The sequence below is a fragment of the Pseudoalteromonas sp. MMG022 genome (assembly GCF_021654245.1).
GTDB classification, from domain to species: Bacteria; Pseudomonadota; Gammaproteobacteria; order Enterobacterales; family Alteromonadaceae; genus Pseudoalteromonas; species Pseudoalteromonas amylolytica.
On record NZ_JAKFZQ010000001.1, the window covers coordinates 402,183 to 419,898 of the forward strand.

The 17,716-nt window shown below is 42.4% G+C and carries 15 protein-coding genes; 4 read left to right on the top strand and 11 right to left on the bottom strand.

The annotated features are described in order from the left end of the window. Position 1 precedes the first annotated feature (1 nt). Entirely contained in the window at positions 2–1,792 is a 1,791-nt protein-coding gene (locus tag L1070_RS01585; RefSeq protein ID WP_237124211.1) for a M14 family metallopeptidase, read from the bottom strand. Between the two features lie 146 nt (positions 1,793–1,938). Here L1070_RS01585 and L1070_RS01590 point away from each other — a divergent pair, with 146 nt between their 5' ends. Beyond that, positions 1,939–2,766 (top strand): SDR family oxidoreductase, encoded by an 828-nt coding sequence (locus L1070_RS01590; RefSeq protein WP_237124212.1) that lies wholly within the window; start codon positions 1,939–1,941, stop codon positions 2,764–2,766. Positions 2,767–2,820: 54 nt separating this feature from the next. On the opposite strand, the gene rplT is transcribed toward L1070_RS01590, so the two are convergent. The 4 genes from rplT to thrS all read right to left on the bottom strand — a co-directional run bounded on the left by rplT (position 2,821) and on the right by thrS (position 6,109). Then, complete coding sequence (gene rplT, locus L1070_RS01595; protein WP_070990847.1) at positions 2,821–3,180, bottom strand: 50S ribosomal protein L20; 360 nt, start codon at positions 3,178–3,180, stop codon at positions 2,821–2,823. 15 nt (positions 3,181–3,195) lie between these two features. Beyond that, on the bottom strand, positions 3,196–3,396 hold the full coding sequence (rpmI, locus tag L1070_RS01600; protein WP_070985175.1) for a 50S ribosomal protein L35: 201 nt from the start codon (positions 3,394–3,396) through the stop codon (positions 3,196–3,198). Between the two features lie 182 nt (positions 3,397–3,578). Further along, complete coding sequence (gene infC, locus L1070_RS01605; protein ID WP_083330511.1) at positions 3,579–4,139, bottom strand: translation initiation factor IF-3; 561 nt, start codon at positions 4,137–4,139, stop codon at positions 3,579–3,581. Positions 4,140–4,198: 59 nt separating this feature from the next. Continuing rightward, entirely contained in the window at positions 4,199–6,109 is a 1,911-nt protein-coding gene (gene thrS, locus L1070_RS01610) for a threonine--tRNA ligase (RefSeq protein WP_237124213.1), read from the bottom strand. Positions 6,110–6,363: 254 nt separating this feature from the next. On the opposite strand from thrS, the gene L1070_RS01615 reads away from it, so the two are divergent. Both L1070_RS01615 and L1070_RS01620 read left to right on the top strand, forming a co-directional pair. Next, entirely contained in the window at positions 6,364–7,368 is a 1,005-nt protein-coding gene (locus tag L1070_RS01615; protein WP_070985170.1) for an endonuclease/exonuclease/phosphatase family protein, read from the top strand. A gap of 66 nt (positions 7,369–7,434) precedes the next feature. Further along, on the top strand, positions 7,435–7,881 hold the full coding sequence (locus L1070_RS01620) for a DUF3010 family protein (protein ID WP_237124214.1): 447 nt from the start codon (positions 7,435–7,437) through the stop codon (positions 7,879–7,881). Positions 7,882–7,909: 28 nt separating this feature from the next. Here L1070_RS01620 and L1070_RS01625 read toward each other — a convergent pair whose 3' ends face one another. The 5 genes from L1070_RS01625 to glnS all read right to left on the bottom strand — a co-directional run bounded on the left by L1070_RS01625 (position 7,910) and on the right by glnS (position 12,699). Then, positions 7,910–8,452: a hypothetical protein gene (locus L1070_RS01625; RefSeq protein WP_237124215.1), complete on the bottom strand. Its 543-nt coding sequence runs from the start codon at positions 8,450–8,452 to the stop codon at positions 7,910–7,912. Positions 8,453–8,483: 31 nt separating this feature from the next. Next, positions 8,484–8,726, bottom strand: a complete 243-nt coding sequence (locus tag L1070_RS01630; RefSeq protein WP_070985166.1) for a DUF2164 domain-containing protein — start codon at positions 8,724–8,726, stop codon at positions 8,484–8,486. Beyond that, a complete protein-coding gene (locus L1070_RS01635; RefSeq protein ID WP_070985164.1) occupies positions 8,716–9,024 on the bottom strand; it encodes a hypothetical protein in 309 nt (102 codons plus the stop codon). The genes L1070_RS01630 and L1070_RS01635 overlap by 11 nt, the downstream gene beginning before the upstream one ends. Positions 9,025–9,123: 99 nt before the next feature. After that, positions 9,124–10,974 (bottom strand): phosphotransferase, encoded by a 1,851-nt coding sequence (locus tag L1070_RS01640; protein WP_237124216.1) that lies wholly within the window; start codon positions 10,972–10,974, stop codon positions 9,124–9,126. A gap of 60 nt (positions 10,975–11,034) precedes the next feature. Beyond that, on the bottom strand, positions 11,035–12,699 hold the full coding sequence (gene glnS, locus L1070_RS01645; RefSeq protein WP_237124217.1) for a glutamine--tRNA ligase: 1,665 nt from the start codon (positions 12,697–12,699) through the stop codon (positions 11,035–11,037). Positions 12,700–12,930: 231 nt separating this feature from the next. On the opposite strand from glnS, the gene L1070_RS01650 reads away from it, so the two are divergent. Next, positions 12,931–14,004 (top strand): DUF3083 family protein, encoded by a 1,074-nt coding sequence (locus tag L1070_RS01650; protein ID WP_237124218.1) that lies wholly within the window; start codon positions 12,931–12,933, stop codon positions 14,002–14,004. Positions 14,005–14,008: 4 nt separating this feature from the next. Here the strand turns inward: L1070_RS01650 and L1070_RS01655 are convergent, their stop codons facing one another. Beyond that, positions 14,009–17,662, bottom strand: coding sequence for a two-component regulator propeller domain-containing protein (locus L1070_RS01655; RefSeq protein ID WP_237124219.1), 3,654 nt, complete (start codon positions 17,660–17,662; stop codon positions 14,009–14,011). Between the last annotated feature and the right edge of the window lie 54 nt (positions 17,663–17,716).

Here is a 17,716-nt window from a genome sequence, read left to right on the forward strand (position 1 = left end):
CTTATTCCCCCTTAAACGACATTAAAATAGGATATTTTAGATAAGCCTTATCATAAAATGGTGTCTTTGCATACAACCACTCCATGCGCGCATTGGGGTCGTTTGCAAACGCTTTATCTTCGCGGATCTTTCTATCAAACTCTAAAGCTATCGCTGGGTTCTCTTTTAACATAGAACGAGCAAAAGGCTCTAATGCATAATTTTCAACATACTCTGTGCGTTGAAAAATAGTGTTAAACTCACCCCAGCTAAAAAATGAATCAGGTGCCTGAGGATGCAACAAATGTGTAGCAAGTTTACCTCTGATTTGGTCAGTGCTAACTTGATACCAACCTGCAAGTTTTGGAGCTTCTACTTTATCAAAACTAAAAGACGCTGATACCATAAACCGCCCTTCAAAAGGTGCTTTTGCAAACTCGTAACTGGTGACATTAGCGCTTACCAAAGAACCAACCGGTTCAGGCATTTCTTCGACTCTTGCCACTTTAATACCGTGAAGTTTTAACTTTTCTACAATTTCAGGGTATGCCGGAGGAATATAAAATGCGTCTGGCACGTCAATCTTAGTCACAACTTCCTTTTGCCAGTAAATAGGTAAGGCGTCGTACTGTATTTTCTCTCCGAGGTACTTTGCTTCAGTTTGTCCTGAAATAGCACTTTGGAAATGCTTATATTTGATCCCTTTAAACGAAATCGTGTCGGGTTGCTTAGCATACGCCCTTTTTACGACCAATTGCTGTGGCCTATTATTTTGTTCTGCGGCGACGGCTCCGTTTAACTGCGTATGGTACTTTGACAACGCCGAGATAAGGCCATCGTACAATACGTAGGTCCCCAGTACCCGCTGTTTATAGGGTTTTAGAGAATGGTTCTCAACTAAAATAGTGGGAACGCCAGCTAAGTCTCCCCAACCATTGGAAAAACGTGGTGTAGCAACCCAACCAGCAATGCCCTTCTTAAAATCGCGCTTATCCATTGCAAATACCAATGGTCCCGGAATGTGGCCTTGTTTTTCTAGCGCCTTATCTATCACAGGCTTTATCTGGCTCTCAAGCACGCGCGCGATGGCTGGTGACTCACTGGCAAACTCGGGATTAAAGCCATAAGTAATATCGTATTGATAATCCGCACCATCAGTCACATGCACATCCAGGTAAAGCGCTGGCTGATACTCATCAATCACTTTTAAAATTGCTTGAACCTCTGGCGTATCGAGCTTAGTGTAATCACGATTCAAGTTCAGATTATTGGCGTTAGTGCGAAAGCCCATCTCTAGCGGACCACGCTGATTGATCCTATTGTACTTACTACGTCGCTCATGACCATCCACATTAAGGATTGGTACGAATAAGATATTTACTTGGCTCAATAAATCTCTACGCTTACCTAGTGCAATATCTCTGAGCATCATAAACGCAGCATCTTTACCATCAATTTCCCCAGCGTGAATACCCGCTTGGATCAGCAAAGTCGGCTTTTGATTATTTTTTAACATTGAAGCTGTAAAGTGGCTCTGCTCCGATGCGATCAGCATTTTTATTGCCCGCCCAGATTTGCTATAACCTATGTCAATTGCTTTAAATTGAGTTGGATTTGCTGCCACTAAACGCTCAACAAACGCCATTGTTTGTTGATAATCAGGCGAGTTCATGCCTTCACTAAGTTCAAAGTCAGTGGTTAAAGGACCTTTCATTTGCATCAATTGCTCGCTTTGCCCTTGCCAAGGCTCCAGCGGCGGCAAATGAGCATCTAATGACAAGCTTGCGGTTAACATGATCATGCTTGCTATCATTTTTATTTCTCAATTTTCAGCCTAGATAGCACAATTATATCAATATTTTAGTTAACATCTTACAATGTGCGGTGATTCAACAAAAATATGCAGCTAATAACATCTCGCTCACACAAATAGGCTTTATTTTTCTTAAGAAGATACTTATGACGACATCAATACTCATTACAGGGTGCTCAACAGGAATTGGCTACTATTGTGCTCACGCACTTCACAACGCTGGCTTTCATGTTATCGCCTCTTGCAGAAAACAAGAAGATGTATACAGGTTAACTCACGAAGGACTAACCTGCATCCAACTCGATTTGAATGATGAACAAAGCATAGCTAACGGCTTTGAACAGGCCTTGAAGTCATGTGACGGGAAGTTAGATGCCTTGTTTAATAATGGTGCTTATGGGCAACCAGGCGCGGTCGAAGACCTACCCACTAAAGTATTGAAACAACAGTTTGAAACAAACTTTTTTGCATGGCATACCCTAACAAACCTCGCTATTAAGCATATGCGTTCACATGGTTCTGGTCGCATAATACATAATTCATCAGTGCTTGGTCTTGTGGCGCTACCATTTAGAGGCGCTTATAATGCCAGCAAATTTGCCTTGGAAGGTCTAACCGATACCCTACGCATGGAGCTGATAGGCACCGATATTCAGATCAGTCTAATTGAGCCTGGCCCTATTGCCTCTAAGTTTAGAGAAAACGCAAAACAAGCATTTGTTGATAACATTAATATCGAAGATAGCCCCCATAGACAAGACTACTTAGCACAATTGGATAGACTCGCCGCACAACGTGCGCCACAGCCATTTACCCTTGAACCACAAGCCGTCTATAAAAAACTATTACATGCATTGACAGCAAAGAAAGCCAAGCCTAGATATTACGTGACCTTCCCAACCTACTTTATGGGTTATCTTAAACGTATTCTCAGCACTAGTTGGTTAGATAAAATACTTATCAAGAATCGTTAAGATCAAAAAAAGGAGCCAAAGGCTCCTTTTTCGGGAAATAAGCTTAGTTGCTTATTAAGCAGCTAGACCGTCTTTTGCTTTAGCAACTAATGCTGCGAAAGCTACTTGGTCGTATACTGCGATATCAGCTAGGATCTTACGATCGATTTCAACAGATGACTTTTTAAGGCCATTGATGAAACGGCTGTAAGAAAGGCCGTTTTGACGTGCTGCAGCGTTGATACGTGCAATCCATAATTGACGGAAAGTACGTTTCTTCGCGCGACGGTCACGGTATGCGTATTGACCTGCTTTAGTTACTGCTTGGAAAGCTACGCGGTAAACACGTGAACGTGCTCCGTAGTAACCTTTAGCTTGCTTTAATACTTTTTTGTGACGTGCACGTGCGATAACACCGCGTTTAACTCTTGCCATTTCTGATATCCCCTATTAAGCGAATGGTAACATGCGGTCGATAAGACCAATGTCGTTTTTGTGAACCATAGACTTAGCACGTAAGTGTAGTTTACGCTTAGAAGACTTCTTAGTCAGAATGTGACGAAGGTGCGACTGTTTACGCTTATAACCGCCTGAAGCAGTCTTTTTGAAACGCTTAGCAGCGCCTCTGTGTGATTTTAGCTTATAAGCCATTGCAATAACTCCAAATGTATTGCTTTAAACAATGCAAGCAGGCGGATGTAAACACCACTTTAAAGGCCTAACTCACAACCAATTCCGGTGAAGACTCGCGCCTTTCTTTAAGACCGGTTAATGCAGGTGACCGTAAGGTACTTTAGACCTGCATTAAATTCGCGCGCATTATGCCGTGTTTATTACTTTTTAGCAATAGGCGACATCATCATAACCATCTGACGCCCTTCAACACGATTTGGGAATGATTCAACAACTGCTAAATCTTCTAAATCGGTTTTAACACGGTTTAGCAATTCGATACCAATTTCTTGGTGAGCCATTTCACGACCACGGAAGCGAATAGTGATTTTAGCTTTGTCACCCGCTTCTAAGAATTTTCTTAGGCTGCGTAACTTAACCTGATAATCACCCTCGTCCGTGCCAGGACGGAACTTGATCTCTTTAATTTGGATCTGCTTTTGCTTTTTCTTTTGTTCTTTTTGTAATTTTGCTTTTTCAAAAAGGAACTTACCGTAGTCCATTACCTTACAGACAGGAGGTTCAGCATTGGGACTAATCTCAACTAGATCCACACCTGCTTCATCAGCAATCGCTTGAGCTTCTTTTAACGACATAATGCTCGCTTCCTGACCTTCAACGCCAGATAAGCGAACTTCTTTCGCAGTTATTTCTTCATTGATACGATTTTTTTGAGCTGTAGTTTGCCCTTTTTTTCCGCCTCTAATGGTACGTTCCTCCAAGAAAATCAAAATATGTTGCGTATGACAATCGTAGATGTTTGTGCCACACGCAGGTTGTATTACTGTCGATGTTTAATTTCTTCACTGAGTTTAGCGATAAAATCTTCGACTGAGAACTTGCCTAGGTCTTCACCCTTACGCGTTCTCACTGCTACTTCTTGTTGCTCAACTTCTTTGTCACCAACAACCAGTAGGTAAGGTATACGTTTTAAAGTATGCTCCCGAATTTTAAAGCCAATCTTCTCATTTCTCAAGTCAGCACAGGCTCTAATTCCAAGTTTATTTAACTTTTGTACGATTTCGTGCACATAATCTGCTTGTTTATCGGTAATATTCATAATTACCACTTGCTTAGGTGCTAACCAAGTTGGGAATAAACCAGCGTATTCTTCTGTAAGAATACCGATAAAGCGTTCGATTGAACCCAAGATGGCGCGGTGAATCATAACCGGCGTCTTACGTTCATTGTTTTCAGCAACATAAGTTGCACCTAAACGACCAGGCAGAGCAAAATCTAGCTGCACAGTACCACACTGCCATGCACGCTCCAAACAATCATACAAAGTAAATTCGATCTTTGGACCGTAGAACGCACCTTCACCTGGTAAATATTCAAACTCAATGTTGTTCGTTTTAAGTGCTTCAGCAAGAGCAAGCTCCGCTTTATCCCACATTTCATCTTCACCGATGCGTTTTTCTGGACGCGTTGATAGCTTAACGACAATTTTCTCGAATCCGAACGTTTCGTATGTGTCGTAAACCATCTTAATACAAGCGGACACTTCATCCATGATTTGTTCATCAGTACAGAAAATATGAGCATCATCTTGAGTAAAGCCGCGTACGCGCATAAGGCCATGCAGTGCACCAGACGGTTCGTTACGGTGACAACAGCCAAACTCAGCCATACGCAATGGTAAATCACGGTATGACTTCAAACCTTGGTTAAAGATTTGTACGTGTCCTGGACAGTTCATCGGTTTAATCGCGTACTCGCGTTTTTCCGACTCAGTGGTGAACATTGCATCTGCGTACTTGTCCCAGTGACCTGATTTTTCCCATAACGCGCGGTCCATCATTAATGGGCCTTTAACTTCTTCGTAGTTATATTCACGTAACTTTTCACGTACGAAGTCTTCTAGTTCGCGGTAAATGCTCCAACCATCGTTGTGCCAAAACACCATACCCGGCGCTTCTTCTTGCCAGTGCCAAAGGTCTAACGCTTTACCAATTTTACGGTGATCACGTTTCTCTGCTTCTTCTAGACGCTTCAAATAGGCTTTTAACTGCTTTTTGTCAGCCCAAGCTGTCCCGTAAATACGTTGCAGCATTTTGTTTTCTGAGTTACCGCGCCAGTACGCACCTGCCACTTTCATAATTTTAAAGTGTTGGCAGAACTTCATATTTGGCACGTGAGGACCACGACACATATCAACGTATTCTTCATGGTGATATAGGCCAGGTCTGTCATCTTTGTCGATATTCTCGTCTAAGATTTCGATCTTATAGGTTTCGCCACGCGCAGCGAATGTCTCGCGCGCTTCTTGCCAAGAAACAGTTTTCTTAACAACGTCATAATTCGTCTTCGCAAGTTCAAGCATGCGCTTTTCAATGGCATCTAGGTCTTCTTGCGTTAGAGAGTGCTCTAAATCAACATCGTAATAAAAGCCATTGTCGATCGTTGGACCAATCGCCATTTTTACGTCAGGGAATAATTGCTTAATAGCGTGACCGATTAAGTGCGCACAAGAGTGACGGATAATCTCTAAACCGTCTTCGTCTTTTGCTGTTATGATTTCTAACTGTGCGTCTTCATTGATAATATCGCACGCATCAACGCGCACACCATTCACTCTCCCAGCAATAGTTGCTTTAGCAAGGCCTGGGCCGATATCTTGAGCAACTTGTAATGTTGAAACTGGGTTTTCAAAGACACGCTGACTACCGTCAGGAAGGGTAATAATTGGCATGATAAATCCTATTTACAGTGGTGACACCTACAACGCATCACATGTATTAATAAATTAATTTTTAAAATGAGTGCCCAACAACGCTTTTACGAATAAGCATTGGCGCCGGCAGCGATTTAGCATACCGTGTGCTTGGGGACTTTCAAACCGACGAGTATTTTGACCGTGCGCGTGACGAAATTCAAGGGAAAGACTAAAATTGATTCAATAAATTGTTAAATTTATGCACCCTAACGTCCCTGTGTGAGTAAAACATGACCAAACCGACGCGATATTGCTTTGCCTCTTTAAACCTGTTGAATTTTGCAGCACCGCCATATTCGTTTTATCAGCTAAGTGAACACTATGATGAGACCCAATGGCAGTCTAAAACTCAATTCGTTACGGGGCTTATCGAGCACATTGATCCAACACTAATTGTATTTCAAGAAGTGTTTAGTATTGATGCACTTAAATCTCTGTGTGAAGATATGGGCTTACCCTACTTCGCAACGGTTGATACCCCTCAACTAGACGCAATCTACCCAAACGTACTGTTTAACCCTGTTGTGGCGATTGCCTCAAAACTTCCTTTTCAACAGGTTTGTGCCTTTGAGCCCTGTCCTGAACTGCTAGAGTACCTCAACAATCAACATCAGTTTCGCTTTAACCGCACGCCGGTGAAATGCTGTATTGAGATAGCAGGTTTTGGCCCTATCACCTGCTACGCCGTTCACTTTAAATCACAACGGGTTCACTCCATGGCACACATGGTTGACGGCTCGGAGCAAGACGATCCCTTACTGGCGCTGCTACACAAAACCGTAGGTACTATGCAGTCGCAAATTTCACGCTCACTCGAAGCCTCAATCGTGTATTACGACGCTTTGAAAACACAGCGTGAACAGCGCCATGCCACCTTAGTTATGGGTGATTTTAATGACAATCTGACAAGCCCAGCACTATCGTTTATGACTCAAACATTTCCACTACAAGTTAACACCCATAATCGCTTCGACAGCGTAGGTTTATTTGATAGTTTTTCTTTTGCAGATAATGCGCATAGTTTTACTCAAAAGCCCGCCAGCCATTATTACCAAGGTGAAGGCAACGTGTTAGATTATATCCTAGCCTCCCAGCAGTTTAACCCAAACAATGAAGCATCCGTGCTCAAATCCCTAACCTATCATAATTATGATGCCCACTTAGACCCTAAACGCGACGAGGAAGATATTCGCTACTCTGATCACAGTGCAATTGCCATTGAGATCATGTTGTAAGCTTTTGCTTTATCTGAGAGATTGCTATACTCCGTCGATAATTAATTTGATGATTGGAAATATACAATGAGAACATGTGGCGTTGAGATCACAGGCAGCGAAGTGCTGTTATGTCTGCTAACTAAAGAAGATGACGTATTTGATATACGTGATGTGCGCCAAACACGCTTTACCCTAGCTAATGTTGGACAAGAAACAGATCAAATGCGTAAGTTCCAGTTCGACTTTGCAAAATTAATGGCCGATTATCAAGTCGACTCTGTGGCTATTCGCCAGCGCGCGCCTAAAGGCAAATTTGCAGGCAGCGCCACAGGTTTTAAAATGGAAGCGGCAATTCAGCTTATTGAAGGTTTGGATGTGCGCTTACTTTCTCCTACAGAAATAAAAGAGCAGCTGAAACGCAATCCTTTGCCCATAGATTTTGAAGATACAGGCCTTAAAAAGTATCAGGAAAACGCCTTCGTTAATGCGTACGTATACATTATGAAAAAAACCTATCGCCCTGACGAATAAAGGTCAATATAATAATAAAAAATCCGACTCAGGTCGGATTTTTTATTGGGTAATGATTCACTGCAAATGCAAAGCATACTTTTATCAAAAACAACGCACATACCAATTTATACCACCAAAGCATATCTAAGCTACTAACTATCAGTAGGCCAACACACACCACCAGTAGAGCCAATGAGGGCTGCTTTGGGATATCAAATAAACGGTTTAAAATACAGGCTGTCACGCTTACATATAGCCAAAAGAACAAAGATGGTAACAATGGCTGCTCAAAAAGCAGCGCTACAGCCACTAGATGCAGATGAATTAAAATAAATACCCATCGGGCACGAAGATTGGACGCATAATATTGGTTTGTTCCACGAGTGAAATTCGCGGCACACCCTGCGGTGATATCAATGATTAACACGCCACCACACAGATATTGCCACCAAGCATAGTGTTGTAGAGGTGTTTGCCATTGCATGAGTACAAAAATAGCTGTCGAACCGAACAAGGTAAACGCGCCTATCCCCAGCAAAGCCAATATGCTCTGCTGAGCTCCTAATACTTCGTGTAAGCATTTAGGCATATCCATACAATGGTTTGGGTGAAAAAGACTCTTAATACTTTTCTAACTCATAAAGCCTATCTGCCAGCACCTCAAAATGTTGTTCTAAATGTGATTTAGCATCGTCTATCGCTCGGTTATAAACTTGCTTGCCAATTTGTTCTATAAAAAAATCAACCAAAAACGCCGCGTCAAACTGCTCCAAGTCTAAATCAAGATTTTTGCGACAGTAATGCTGTGCCTGTAATACTAAGGCGTCATGTTGTTCACTAGTGAGATCAATTTTACGACTCATGCTCTGCCTCTACTTGATATAACTTGTCTGATACCGCTTTAAGATCCACATGGCTAATAAAGTCGTCGCTCAAGGTTAAAATCGCATTGAGATTATGCGTGAGCTTTTCGGTTTGCAGCTCACCGGGCTTTAGCGCTGTATGTAATAGGTGTAGTGCCATATCGGCCAATAGCAGTCGTTGTTTCTGTGGCCATTCTTTATCGGTTTTACTGGCTGGGTGCTTAAGCACGGCTTGCTCAACTTCATCGTGAAGGCTCCAGCTCAGTGTTAAAATATCTTGTCGTTGTTGTTTATCCATATCCTTGACTCCTGAAAATTCACATGTCTGGTACTTTGAATAAAATAACGCGCCAGTGCAATGGCGAATAATTCAACTTACTAAATGTTTATAGGTAGATTAATGATTCAATGTGTCAGCTTTTGGATTTTTTGGGTAATAATGCTCACCTTGTTGCGCACATAAATTGAACTCACGGGTGTTCTTGTATGGCAATTTCATAAATCCGGCCACCCCTACATCTTCAATGCTCATCGCATATTGCATGATGCGGTTGAGTAACGCTTTAAATTGCGCTTCTTTGCTTGCATCCAAAAGCCGATAGTAATGGTGTATTTTGAGACGATTTTCTAACGATTCAAAGATGATACAACCAGTGTGATGAATTTGGTTTAATTCGAATACACACTTAATGATGCTCTTTGGCAACTGCAATTGCTCATCAGGGTCTTTACCATCTTCAAAGTAACTGTGAGGTCGAGTCAACTCGTTGCTAGATACATCCACAACCGAATAAGACAGTTGAGGTAATTGATCAAAAATAAAGGCACCTGTTCCATCACGCTCTAGCTGAATGGTTTGCCTTGCATCAAACAAGCAACATTTGAACAAGCCTTTTTGGGTGATCCCCTGTGCCAGCATTACCGTGGCATTAATGGCATCCGTCAACGCTTTTTGTAATTCACTGTCGTGTAAAATTAAACTCGATTCGATATACAAAGAGTCTTGTTTCCAATGAAAGCTCAGCCCACCCACGACAGGGTACTTCGCCAAGCGACTGATTGACGCAAGAAACGCCTTCTCGATATCTCCCGTATCAAACAAAAACTCTTTATAGTACCTATCTAGTTGAGCGTCATTTACATCGTGGAGCTGCTGGTTATGATCGGCACGACGTAAAAACTCTTTCCGAGAGCTATACACCACTGTATCGGGTTGCTCATCGGTGTTGCTCACCCAAAATGGGATGTTGGCTTTCGGGTCTTTACGGGTCAAACGAGGTAAATATGCTCGCGCCATAGCTGGCATATTTCGCATAAAATAATCACCTGCTTGATCTCGAGTACGTTTGTCTTTGCTTAACATCGCATCGATCACTGCGGCAAACTCTTGGGGGAGGCCCAAGCTTTTAGCGGGAATAACCTGTGCACCAAAACGGCAAGATTGAGCACTAGCGAGCGCATAAATGGTTGATGCGACCCCTTGCTCGTCAAAGCGTGGGGATGATTGTGCCCCTGACATTTGTTCATCACCAATGAAGTAGACATCACCCATTCTAGCATTGGTACTGGCGACATCAGAGGACATCAAATCCATGATATTACTGGCTACAGGCTCGCCATGCTCATCTATTTGTGCATATACAGAGCTGCCCCAATCCACCAGCGAAAAATTCTTCGTCTTCTCATCCCAAACAATATTTGAGGGTTTAATGTCACCGTGGACAATCGGCTGAGGAGACATACCATTGCGATGTGCACGTAGGTCACGCAGTACATTGCGCAGCTTCAAAGCCAAAGCAACCAGTTCATCGGGGTAAAATCGACCGCGCTTGAGGGATATTTTTTCTAAATCTTCTCCCGGAGCACGTTCCATCATTAAGATACCTTGCTTTTTAACACGTTCAAAAGCAAAAAACTTCGGTACCATGGGGTTGTGGATCTGTGAAAGCATGTAGGCTTCATCTTCAAGCCTGTCACGTACCGCTTGAGATAAAGTAATGCGAGAAAATTTGAATACCCACTTTTGGTTGTCGGGGCTAACCCCTGCAAACACAAACCCAAATGCACCAGAACCTATGATCTCAACATCACGATAACCGAGCATAGAGAGCTGTTTTTTACAAATATTCAGCCACTGACGATGCTTTTTTGCGTCATGATGCGACAACAAATAGATTGATTGTTGTTCGTTGATATAGAAATTATGGATGGACTTGGCGCTTTGCTTGACCGAGGTCGGGTGTTTCATAGTGGCTTTCACCTGACGAAAAAAGGCCGAATTACTCGGCCTTTTTTAATAATGATTGACTTAGGCGTTTTCAATTTTCGCCCAAGAATCCCTTAAACCCACAGTTTGGTTGAATACCAACTCGCTCGCTTTGTTATCACGACTGTAATAACCCATGCGCTCAAATTGGAAACCCTGCTCTGCTTTAGCTTGGGCCAAAGATGGCTCTAACTTAGCTTGGTTGATAATAACCAATGACTCAGGGTTAAGTGTCTGTGTAAAGTCTTCTGCTGTAGCTGGGTTTGGTACACTAAACAAACGATCGTATTGACGCACCTGAGCTTCAATGCAATGTGTTGCAGAAACCCAGTGGATAACTCCTTTAACCTTACGACCATCACTTGGGTTTTTGCCCAATGTGTCAGCGTCGTAGCTACAGTATAAAGTAGTAATGTTACCCTCTGCATCTTCATCAAAACGCTCGGCTTTAATCACATACGCGTTACGCAGACGTACTTCTTTACCTAACACTAAACGCTTAAACTTTTTATTTGCTTCAACACGGAAGTCTTCACGTTCGATGTAAAGCTCCCTAGTGAATGGCAACTCACGGGTACCCATTGACTCATCACTTGGGTGGTTAGGTGCAACCAAATGCTCTACTTTGCCTTCTTCAAAGTTTTCAATTACCACTTTGATTGGATCTAATACCGCCATAGCACGTGGCGCATTCTCGTTGAGGTCATCACGAATACACGCTTCTAACATGCCCATTTCGACCATATTATCTTGCTTGGTAATACCGATACGCTTACAAAACTCACGGATAGATGCTGGCGTATAACCACGACGACGCAAACCTGCGATTGTAGGCATACGAGGATCATCCCAGCCTTCTACATGGCCGTTAACAACCAATTCGTTAAGCTTGCGCTTAGACATCACGGTGTATTCAAGATTTAAGCGTGAGAACTCAATCTGCTGCGGGTGACAGTCAATGCTAATATTGTCCAACACCCAGTCATATAAACGACGGTTGTCTTGGAACTCAAGCGTACATAATGAGTGAGTGATCCCCTCTAACGCATCAGAAATACAGTGCGTAAAGTCATACATCGGGTAAATACACCACTTATCACCTGTTTGGTGGTGATGCGCAAAACGAATGCGATAGATGATAGGGTCACGCAACACCATGAATGAGCTGGCCATATCAATTTTTGCACGCAACACACATTCACCTTCTTTGAATTCACCTTTGCGCATTTTCTCAAATAATGCGAGGTTCTCTTCAACTGGCGTGTCACGATATGGGCTGTTTTTACCAGGCTCGGTTAACGTACCACGGTACTCACGCGCTTGATCTGGTGAAAGAAAACAAACATAAGCCAGACCTTTCTCAATCAGCTCTACGGCATAACCATGTAATTGATCAAAATAGTTAGATGAGTAACAAATATCCCCATCCCACTTAAAGCCTAACCAGCTAACATCTTCCTGAATCGACTTTACGTAATTGATGTCTTCTTTTTCTGGGTTAGTATCATCAAAACGCAAATTACACAGACCTTTGTAGTCTTGTGCGATGCCAAAATTAAGGCAAATTGATTTAGCATGGCCAATATGTAAAAACCCATTTGGCTCAGGCGGGAAACGCGTGTGCGTTTGTTGATGCTTACCACTAGCCAAATCAGCATCAATGATTGTTCTAATAAAATTCGTTGGGCGATTTTCTATTTCCGCCATGGGCATGCATTCCTCTGAAATTTAGCACTGAATAACTTCGGCATTATTACAAAATCCACCGTGAACTTACAGCAAATCCTGCTTTAGATGTGAATAATTATTTTGCGATAGCACAAATTTTCAGCACAGACTTTAATATTTCATGACACTTTTTGTTCTATCGCAATAAAAAAGTCATAAAACCACTCTATAGTGATGCCATACAGTGATGTAATCCAAGGACAATTATATATGGCTTCAATGACACTTAATCGCGTCTATATTCCAACTAACGCGCGAAACAACCAGTATATACTCGCAGAGTTCAAACCAAGCGAAGAGTTTTATGATTGCTTTGATGACCTGCAAAGTTGTTATGAACGCTTGGCACGTCAACTTTTTGCACTATGCGACGAATATGAGCTTCACAATGTACACTTTATTGCCAACGATAAACTACCCGTCGTGCGTTTTCATGAGGAGTCATATTGCCTGCAAACCCAAAAGCAGATGCTGTTTTTCTATAACCCTAAATATCATGAAGCCCATAAATCATATTGGGAAGAAGGCGTTAAAGCACGTAAGATCACCCTGCTATTCCTAGCTACTGGCAGTGATATTAGAGCTAATGCAGCTCACTTTCATGGCAAAGTAAAGCGTACACTGGAAGCACTATTAGAGACGTCAAAGAACATTGGCGAAAATGCTCTAAGGATCAGAGATCACCAACATTTAACTTATGATATTTTCGCTAAAGCAAAAGGTAACAAAGAAAGCTATGGCTACAAGCTAAGAAGTTTGTACCCTAGGTATCAGGCCAGAAACTGTTCACTACCTGATGAACATTCTGAGATGACCTATGCCACATTTAGTTTACCAGTCACTCGGGCACTTAAAACAGAGTACCAACACCTATTACGTCCCGGTGACTATAGTCAGTTTTATAAGCATATCGAAGATATTTTCCTTTCAGGCTGTGCAGACAAACAATTGTCATTGTGTGCTTTCGTTGCTGATGGCCGTTTGCCATTAGTACGTAACAGCCAGATAGATAAAACAAGCGAAAATAGTGAGCTTCAAAAACTCAGCTTTGATACAGAAAGTGACGAAGTACAAATTACATCAGTGTGGGATGGCGAAAAACTCGTTGATACCATGAATTTTGTTATCGTGGCCCACGCGTCCAACAAGAAAGACATGGGCTATGGCAGGTTTATGAACAGTGTGGAAAGTGTGATCCATTCCTTTACCACTAAGCTACACATTAACCCTGCTAAACAAGATGTCAACGTGCGCTTCTTTCAACACATTAGTTATCAATTTTAACTAACTAGCCCTTGGTGCCAGTTTCCGACTCTACAAGTTCGTGAATTGGCACCTTTATTTTTACCTCGATCCCTTGTCCTAGTTCTGAAAAACAGCGGATCTCTCCTTTTAATAGTTGCGTGACCAAGTTATACACTATATGCATACCCAAGCCACAGCCCCCTTGGCTGCGCTTACTCGTTACAAATGGTTCAAAAACGGTTTTAAGCATGCTTGGTGACATGCCATTACCATTGTCCTGATAATTTATATACCAACCACCTTCAACAACCCCAAAGTCAATATGAACCGTGCCATTTGTGCGCTTCTCAAACCCATGGATCACCGAGTTATTCAACAAGTTTGTGAGAATTTGATACACAGCACCCGCATAGGTTTCGATTTCTATATCGTCACGACCGGTGACTTTTATTTCAATATCTTTTCCTTTTGTCAAAGGTTCCAAAGAGGTCAAAACATCTTGAATGTATGCTTTTAAATTGATTTGGCGACTCATTTCACTAGATTGGTCTACCGCAACCTGTTTAAAGTTGCTTATCAAGTTTTGCGCTCTATCTAAGTTTCTAAATATCAATTGATACCCTTGGGCCTGCTCGGTCAATGATTTACTGAGGTCCTTTTGGCTAAGCGTTTTGCTTTGCAGCTTTTTCTCAATTTTTTGCATGCTCTCTTCATTGTACGTCAATGCGGTTAATGCCACACCCAGCGGCGTATTTATTTCATGAGCAATGCCCGCCACTAAACTACCTAAAGATGCCATTTTCTCACTTTCTATCAACTCATCTTGGGTGTGTTTAAGCTCTAGCATAGCCTGTTCAAGCTTTTGGTTTTTCTTGTATAGTTCATCCGTTCGGACAGCAACTTTGATCTCTAGCTGTTCATTCAGGGCTTGTAGCGCATTTTGGTGTAGCTTTAATTCAGCTATGTCTTTAAGCGCCCCAGCAATACGTATTGCCTGCCCATTGCTATCACGCTTTACCACCTTACCTCTATCAAGTACCCAAGCCCAATGACCATCTAAATCTTTAACTCGAATGGCTATCTCATAGCTTTGTGCTTCACCATGTATACACAGCTCGACTTTATCTTGTAAATGCGGGCGGTCTTCTGGGTGTACGAACTGTCCTAAATCATCTAATGTCATGCGAGTCTGTGTGACACCGTAATCTACCCTTGGAGAAACGCTATGACGATATATGGTATGATCTGTTAAGTGCCAATCCCATAGCTCATCACCACTGGCCCACAATGACAGTTCAAGGCGCTGCTGTAAGTCTTGCATTTTTTTATTGGCCTGAATAATTTGCAGATAGCGACGCTGTCTGGCCTGAACAATCAGCAATATTATCAGTAAGATACTCAGCGCATACGCAGCCTTTGAATAGGTATTCCACCACCATGGGGCGCTAACCTTAATAACAAAACGGTGCGTAGGTGACTGGATATTAAACCGGTTCAATGTATAGGCTTCAACAGTATAATCTCCGGGTTCTAGACGCAGTAAATTTACTTGCCGCACGCCAGAGGCCAGCTTGAGCCATTTATCACTCAACCCCAATACGCGATAATAGAACTGTTGTTGCTCTGAACCATAATCGAGACTGGAGTATTGCAATGAAACAATATCCTCATCATGAGCCAGTTGCAGCTCTTTGGCCAACTCTGCGGAAGTATTCAAGTGCTCATCGACACTAGGCTGTAATGTTCTGCCCAACAACTCTATATTGCTCACAAGCAATGGTTTTTCACTTTTATCTACACGAACTTTTTGTGGGTAGAACTGATTAAAGCCCTTTGCTCCACCAACAAACACACGCCCGTCTGGCGCTAGCCAAGCTGCGTTATAGTTGAACTCATTGTCTTGGATACCATCTATTGGAGAGAAGTTATGTATCTCAAAATTGACGGTGTGTATTTGGCTCAGCCCCCCACTACTGCCCACCCACATATGATCAAAACCATCATAAACCAGCGCCCATACAGCATTGTTCACTAAACCACTTTCTTGACCAATAGTACGTACCAGTTCAAAATCAGCGTTAACCAAAGATAGCCCCAATTCACTGGCAATCCAGACGTTACCATATTGGTCTTGCTCTAGCATAAACACCAAATCTGAGACTAACCCGTTTTGGGTGTTGATATTATCTAGTTGACCATCTTTAAACTTGAATAAGCCATTTCCGATAGATCCAAACCACAACGCACCATCAATATTTTTCATAGAAGAAACGTGAGTTGGCGCCTTAACGGCCGAAGAGAAATAAGGTTCAACCCTGTGCTCATGCTCCACGTACTTAAGCAAGCCAGACGTGCGCGAGCTAATCAAAATCTCGCCATTATATTTTATCAAACTGTTAAAAGTGAGCTCGGGTCCATTGCCAAAATCAGGTTTAAGGTGATTTACTTGACCGCCAGCTATGTCAAACCTGATCACGCCGTTGCCTCTTGTCGTCACCCACATTTGTCCATCGATAAAGGCAATTTGAGTAATGAAGCTCTTATCCAGTAGCGCTAAGGCAGGATATAACTTATGTGCCACAACAAATCCCTTGCCGTCAAATGCATATAGCCCACTAGAGGTAGCAAACCAAAGTCTATCCTGACTGTCTATCGCAAAGCTTCTAATGTCTGGGCTTAATAACGGTGCTTGCGGGTAATTAAACTGACTAACATGACCAAATGATTCACTCAGCTTACTAAAAAAATGTAGTCCTCTTGTTTCTGTGCCTAACCAAAGGTCCTGATTTAAATCGCGCATCACGGTAATGACATTATTGTCCATAAGCCCGCCTGTTTGCAGAGGTCTTTTATACCAATGATTAATAAGCTGCCCTTGTCTATCGAGTAAATACAAGCCATTACTGCTGGCCACCAGCACTTCATCTCCACTTACAGAAACATTATGTAATGTCACACTGTTGTCATTGGTAAAATTGCGAGACCAAAGTACCCTTTCATACAAAGTATCAAAGTAGATCAGTTGCTGCATTTTGCTGATAAGCACAATGCGCTGCGCCGAGAAGCTCATTTTTTCATATTCGCCACCAAGCAATAACTGTGTTTCACCTGAACCTTTTAAGAATTTCATTAAACCTTGATCGCTCAGATAGTAGTAACCATCAGTGCGCTCAATTACGTTGCGGATAAAGCGCCCTGGCAGCGCCACTTTGCTCGGCACGAGTGTGCCCTGATTAACTTGATAAACAACACCATCCTCGGAAGACACCACCACATTAGGTCCATTGCAATCAAGCGAAATAACCCTATCTGATGTGATATCTTCATGCTGCTCTGATAAAAATGACGTAAATGTTCCTTTGCCGCTATGATAGAGGCTCAGACCCGTTCGAGTCCCTATCCAAACCTTATCTGCACTAATACATATATCCGTTACAAAGCCACCTGCAAGGCTTTTGGGGTCTTGTTGCTTGGGTGAAAACTGTTTAAATTCATGGCCATCAAAGCGATTGAGGCCCGCTTGGGTGCCTATCCAAATATAGCCGAATTGATCTTGCGCCAATGCCGTGACCGTGACTTGACTAAGCCCACTGCTATAGTCGTAGTGGCGCATGATCTGAGCCGTATCCGTAAAGTGTGGTACCGCATGAGCGACATTAAGTAGCAGCGCGAAGCATAAACACCATTTGAAATGCATATGGTTCCGAATGAGAAGAGTTTTAATAAATATAGCAAAAAGTTATGCAGTGTG

Coding starts and splice junctions, on each gene's coding strand:
- L1070_RS01585 (WP_237124211.1), bottom strand. CDS start 1,792: ATGATAGCAAGCATGATCATGTTAACCGCAAGCTTGTCATTAGATGCT.
- L1070_RS01590 (WP_237124212.1), top strand. CDS start 1,939: ATGACGACATCAATACTCATTACAGGGTGCTCAACAGGAATTGGCTAC.
- rplT (WP_070990847.1), bottom strand. CDS start 3,180: ATGGCAAGAGTTAAACGCGGTGTTATCGCACGTGCACGTCACAAAAAA.
- rpmI (WP_070985175.1), bottom strand. CDS start 3,396: ATGGCTTATAAGCTAAAATCACACAGAGGCGCTGCTAAGCGTTTCAAA.
- thrS (WP_237124213.1), bottom strand. CDS start 6,109: ATGCCAATTATTACCCTTCCTGACGGTAGTCAGCGTGTCTTTGAAAAC.
- L1070_RS01615 (WP_070985170.1), top strand. CDS start 6,364: ATGACCAAACCGACGCGATATTGCTTTGCCTCTTTAAACCTGTTGAAT.
- L1070_RS01620 (WP_237124214.1), top strand. CDS start 7,435: ATGAGAACATGTGGCGTTGAGATCACAGGCAGCGAAGTGCTGTTATGT.
- L1070_RS01625 (WP_237124215.1), bottom strand. CDS start 8,452: ATGCCTAAATGCTTACACGAAGTATTAGGAGCTCAGCAGAGCATATTG.
- L1070_RS01630 (WP_070985166.1), bottom strand. CDS start 8,726: ATGAGTCGTAAAATTGATCTCACTAGTGAACAACATGACGCCTTAGTA.
- L1070_RS01635 (WP_070985164.1), bottom strand. CDS start 9,024: ATGGATAAACAACAACGACAAGATATTTTAACACTGAGCTGGAGCCTT.
- L1070_RS01640 (WP_237124216.1), bottom strand. CDS start 10,974: ATGAAACACCCGACCTCGGTCAAGCAAAGCGCCAAGTCCATCCATAAT.
- glnS (WP_237124217.1), bottom strand. CDS start 12,699: ATGGCGGAAATAGAAAATCGCCCAACGAATTTTATTAGAACAATCATT.
- L1070_RS01650 (WP_237124218.1), top strand. CDS start 12,931: ATGGCTTCAATGACACTTAATCGCGTCTATATTCCAACTAACGCGCGA.
- L1070_RS01655 (WP_237124219.1), bottom strand. CDS start 17,662: ATGCATTTCAAATGGTGTTTATGCTTCGCGCTGCTACTTAATGTCGCT.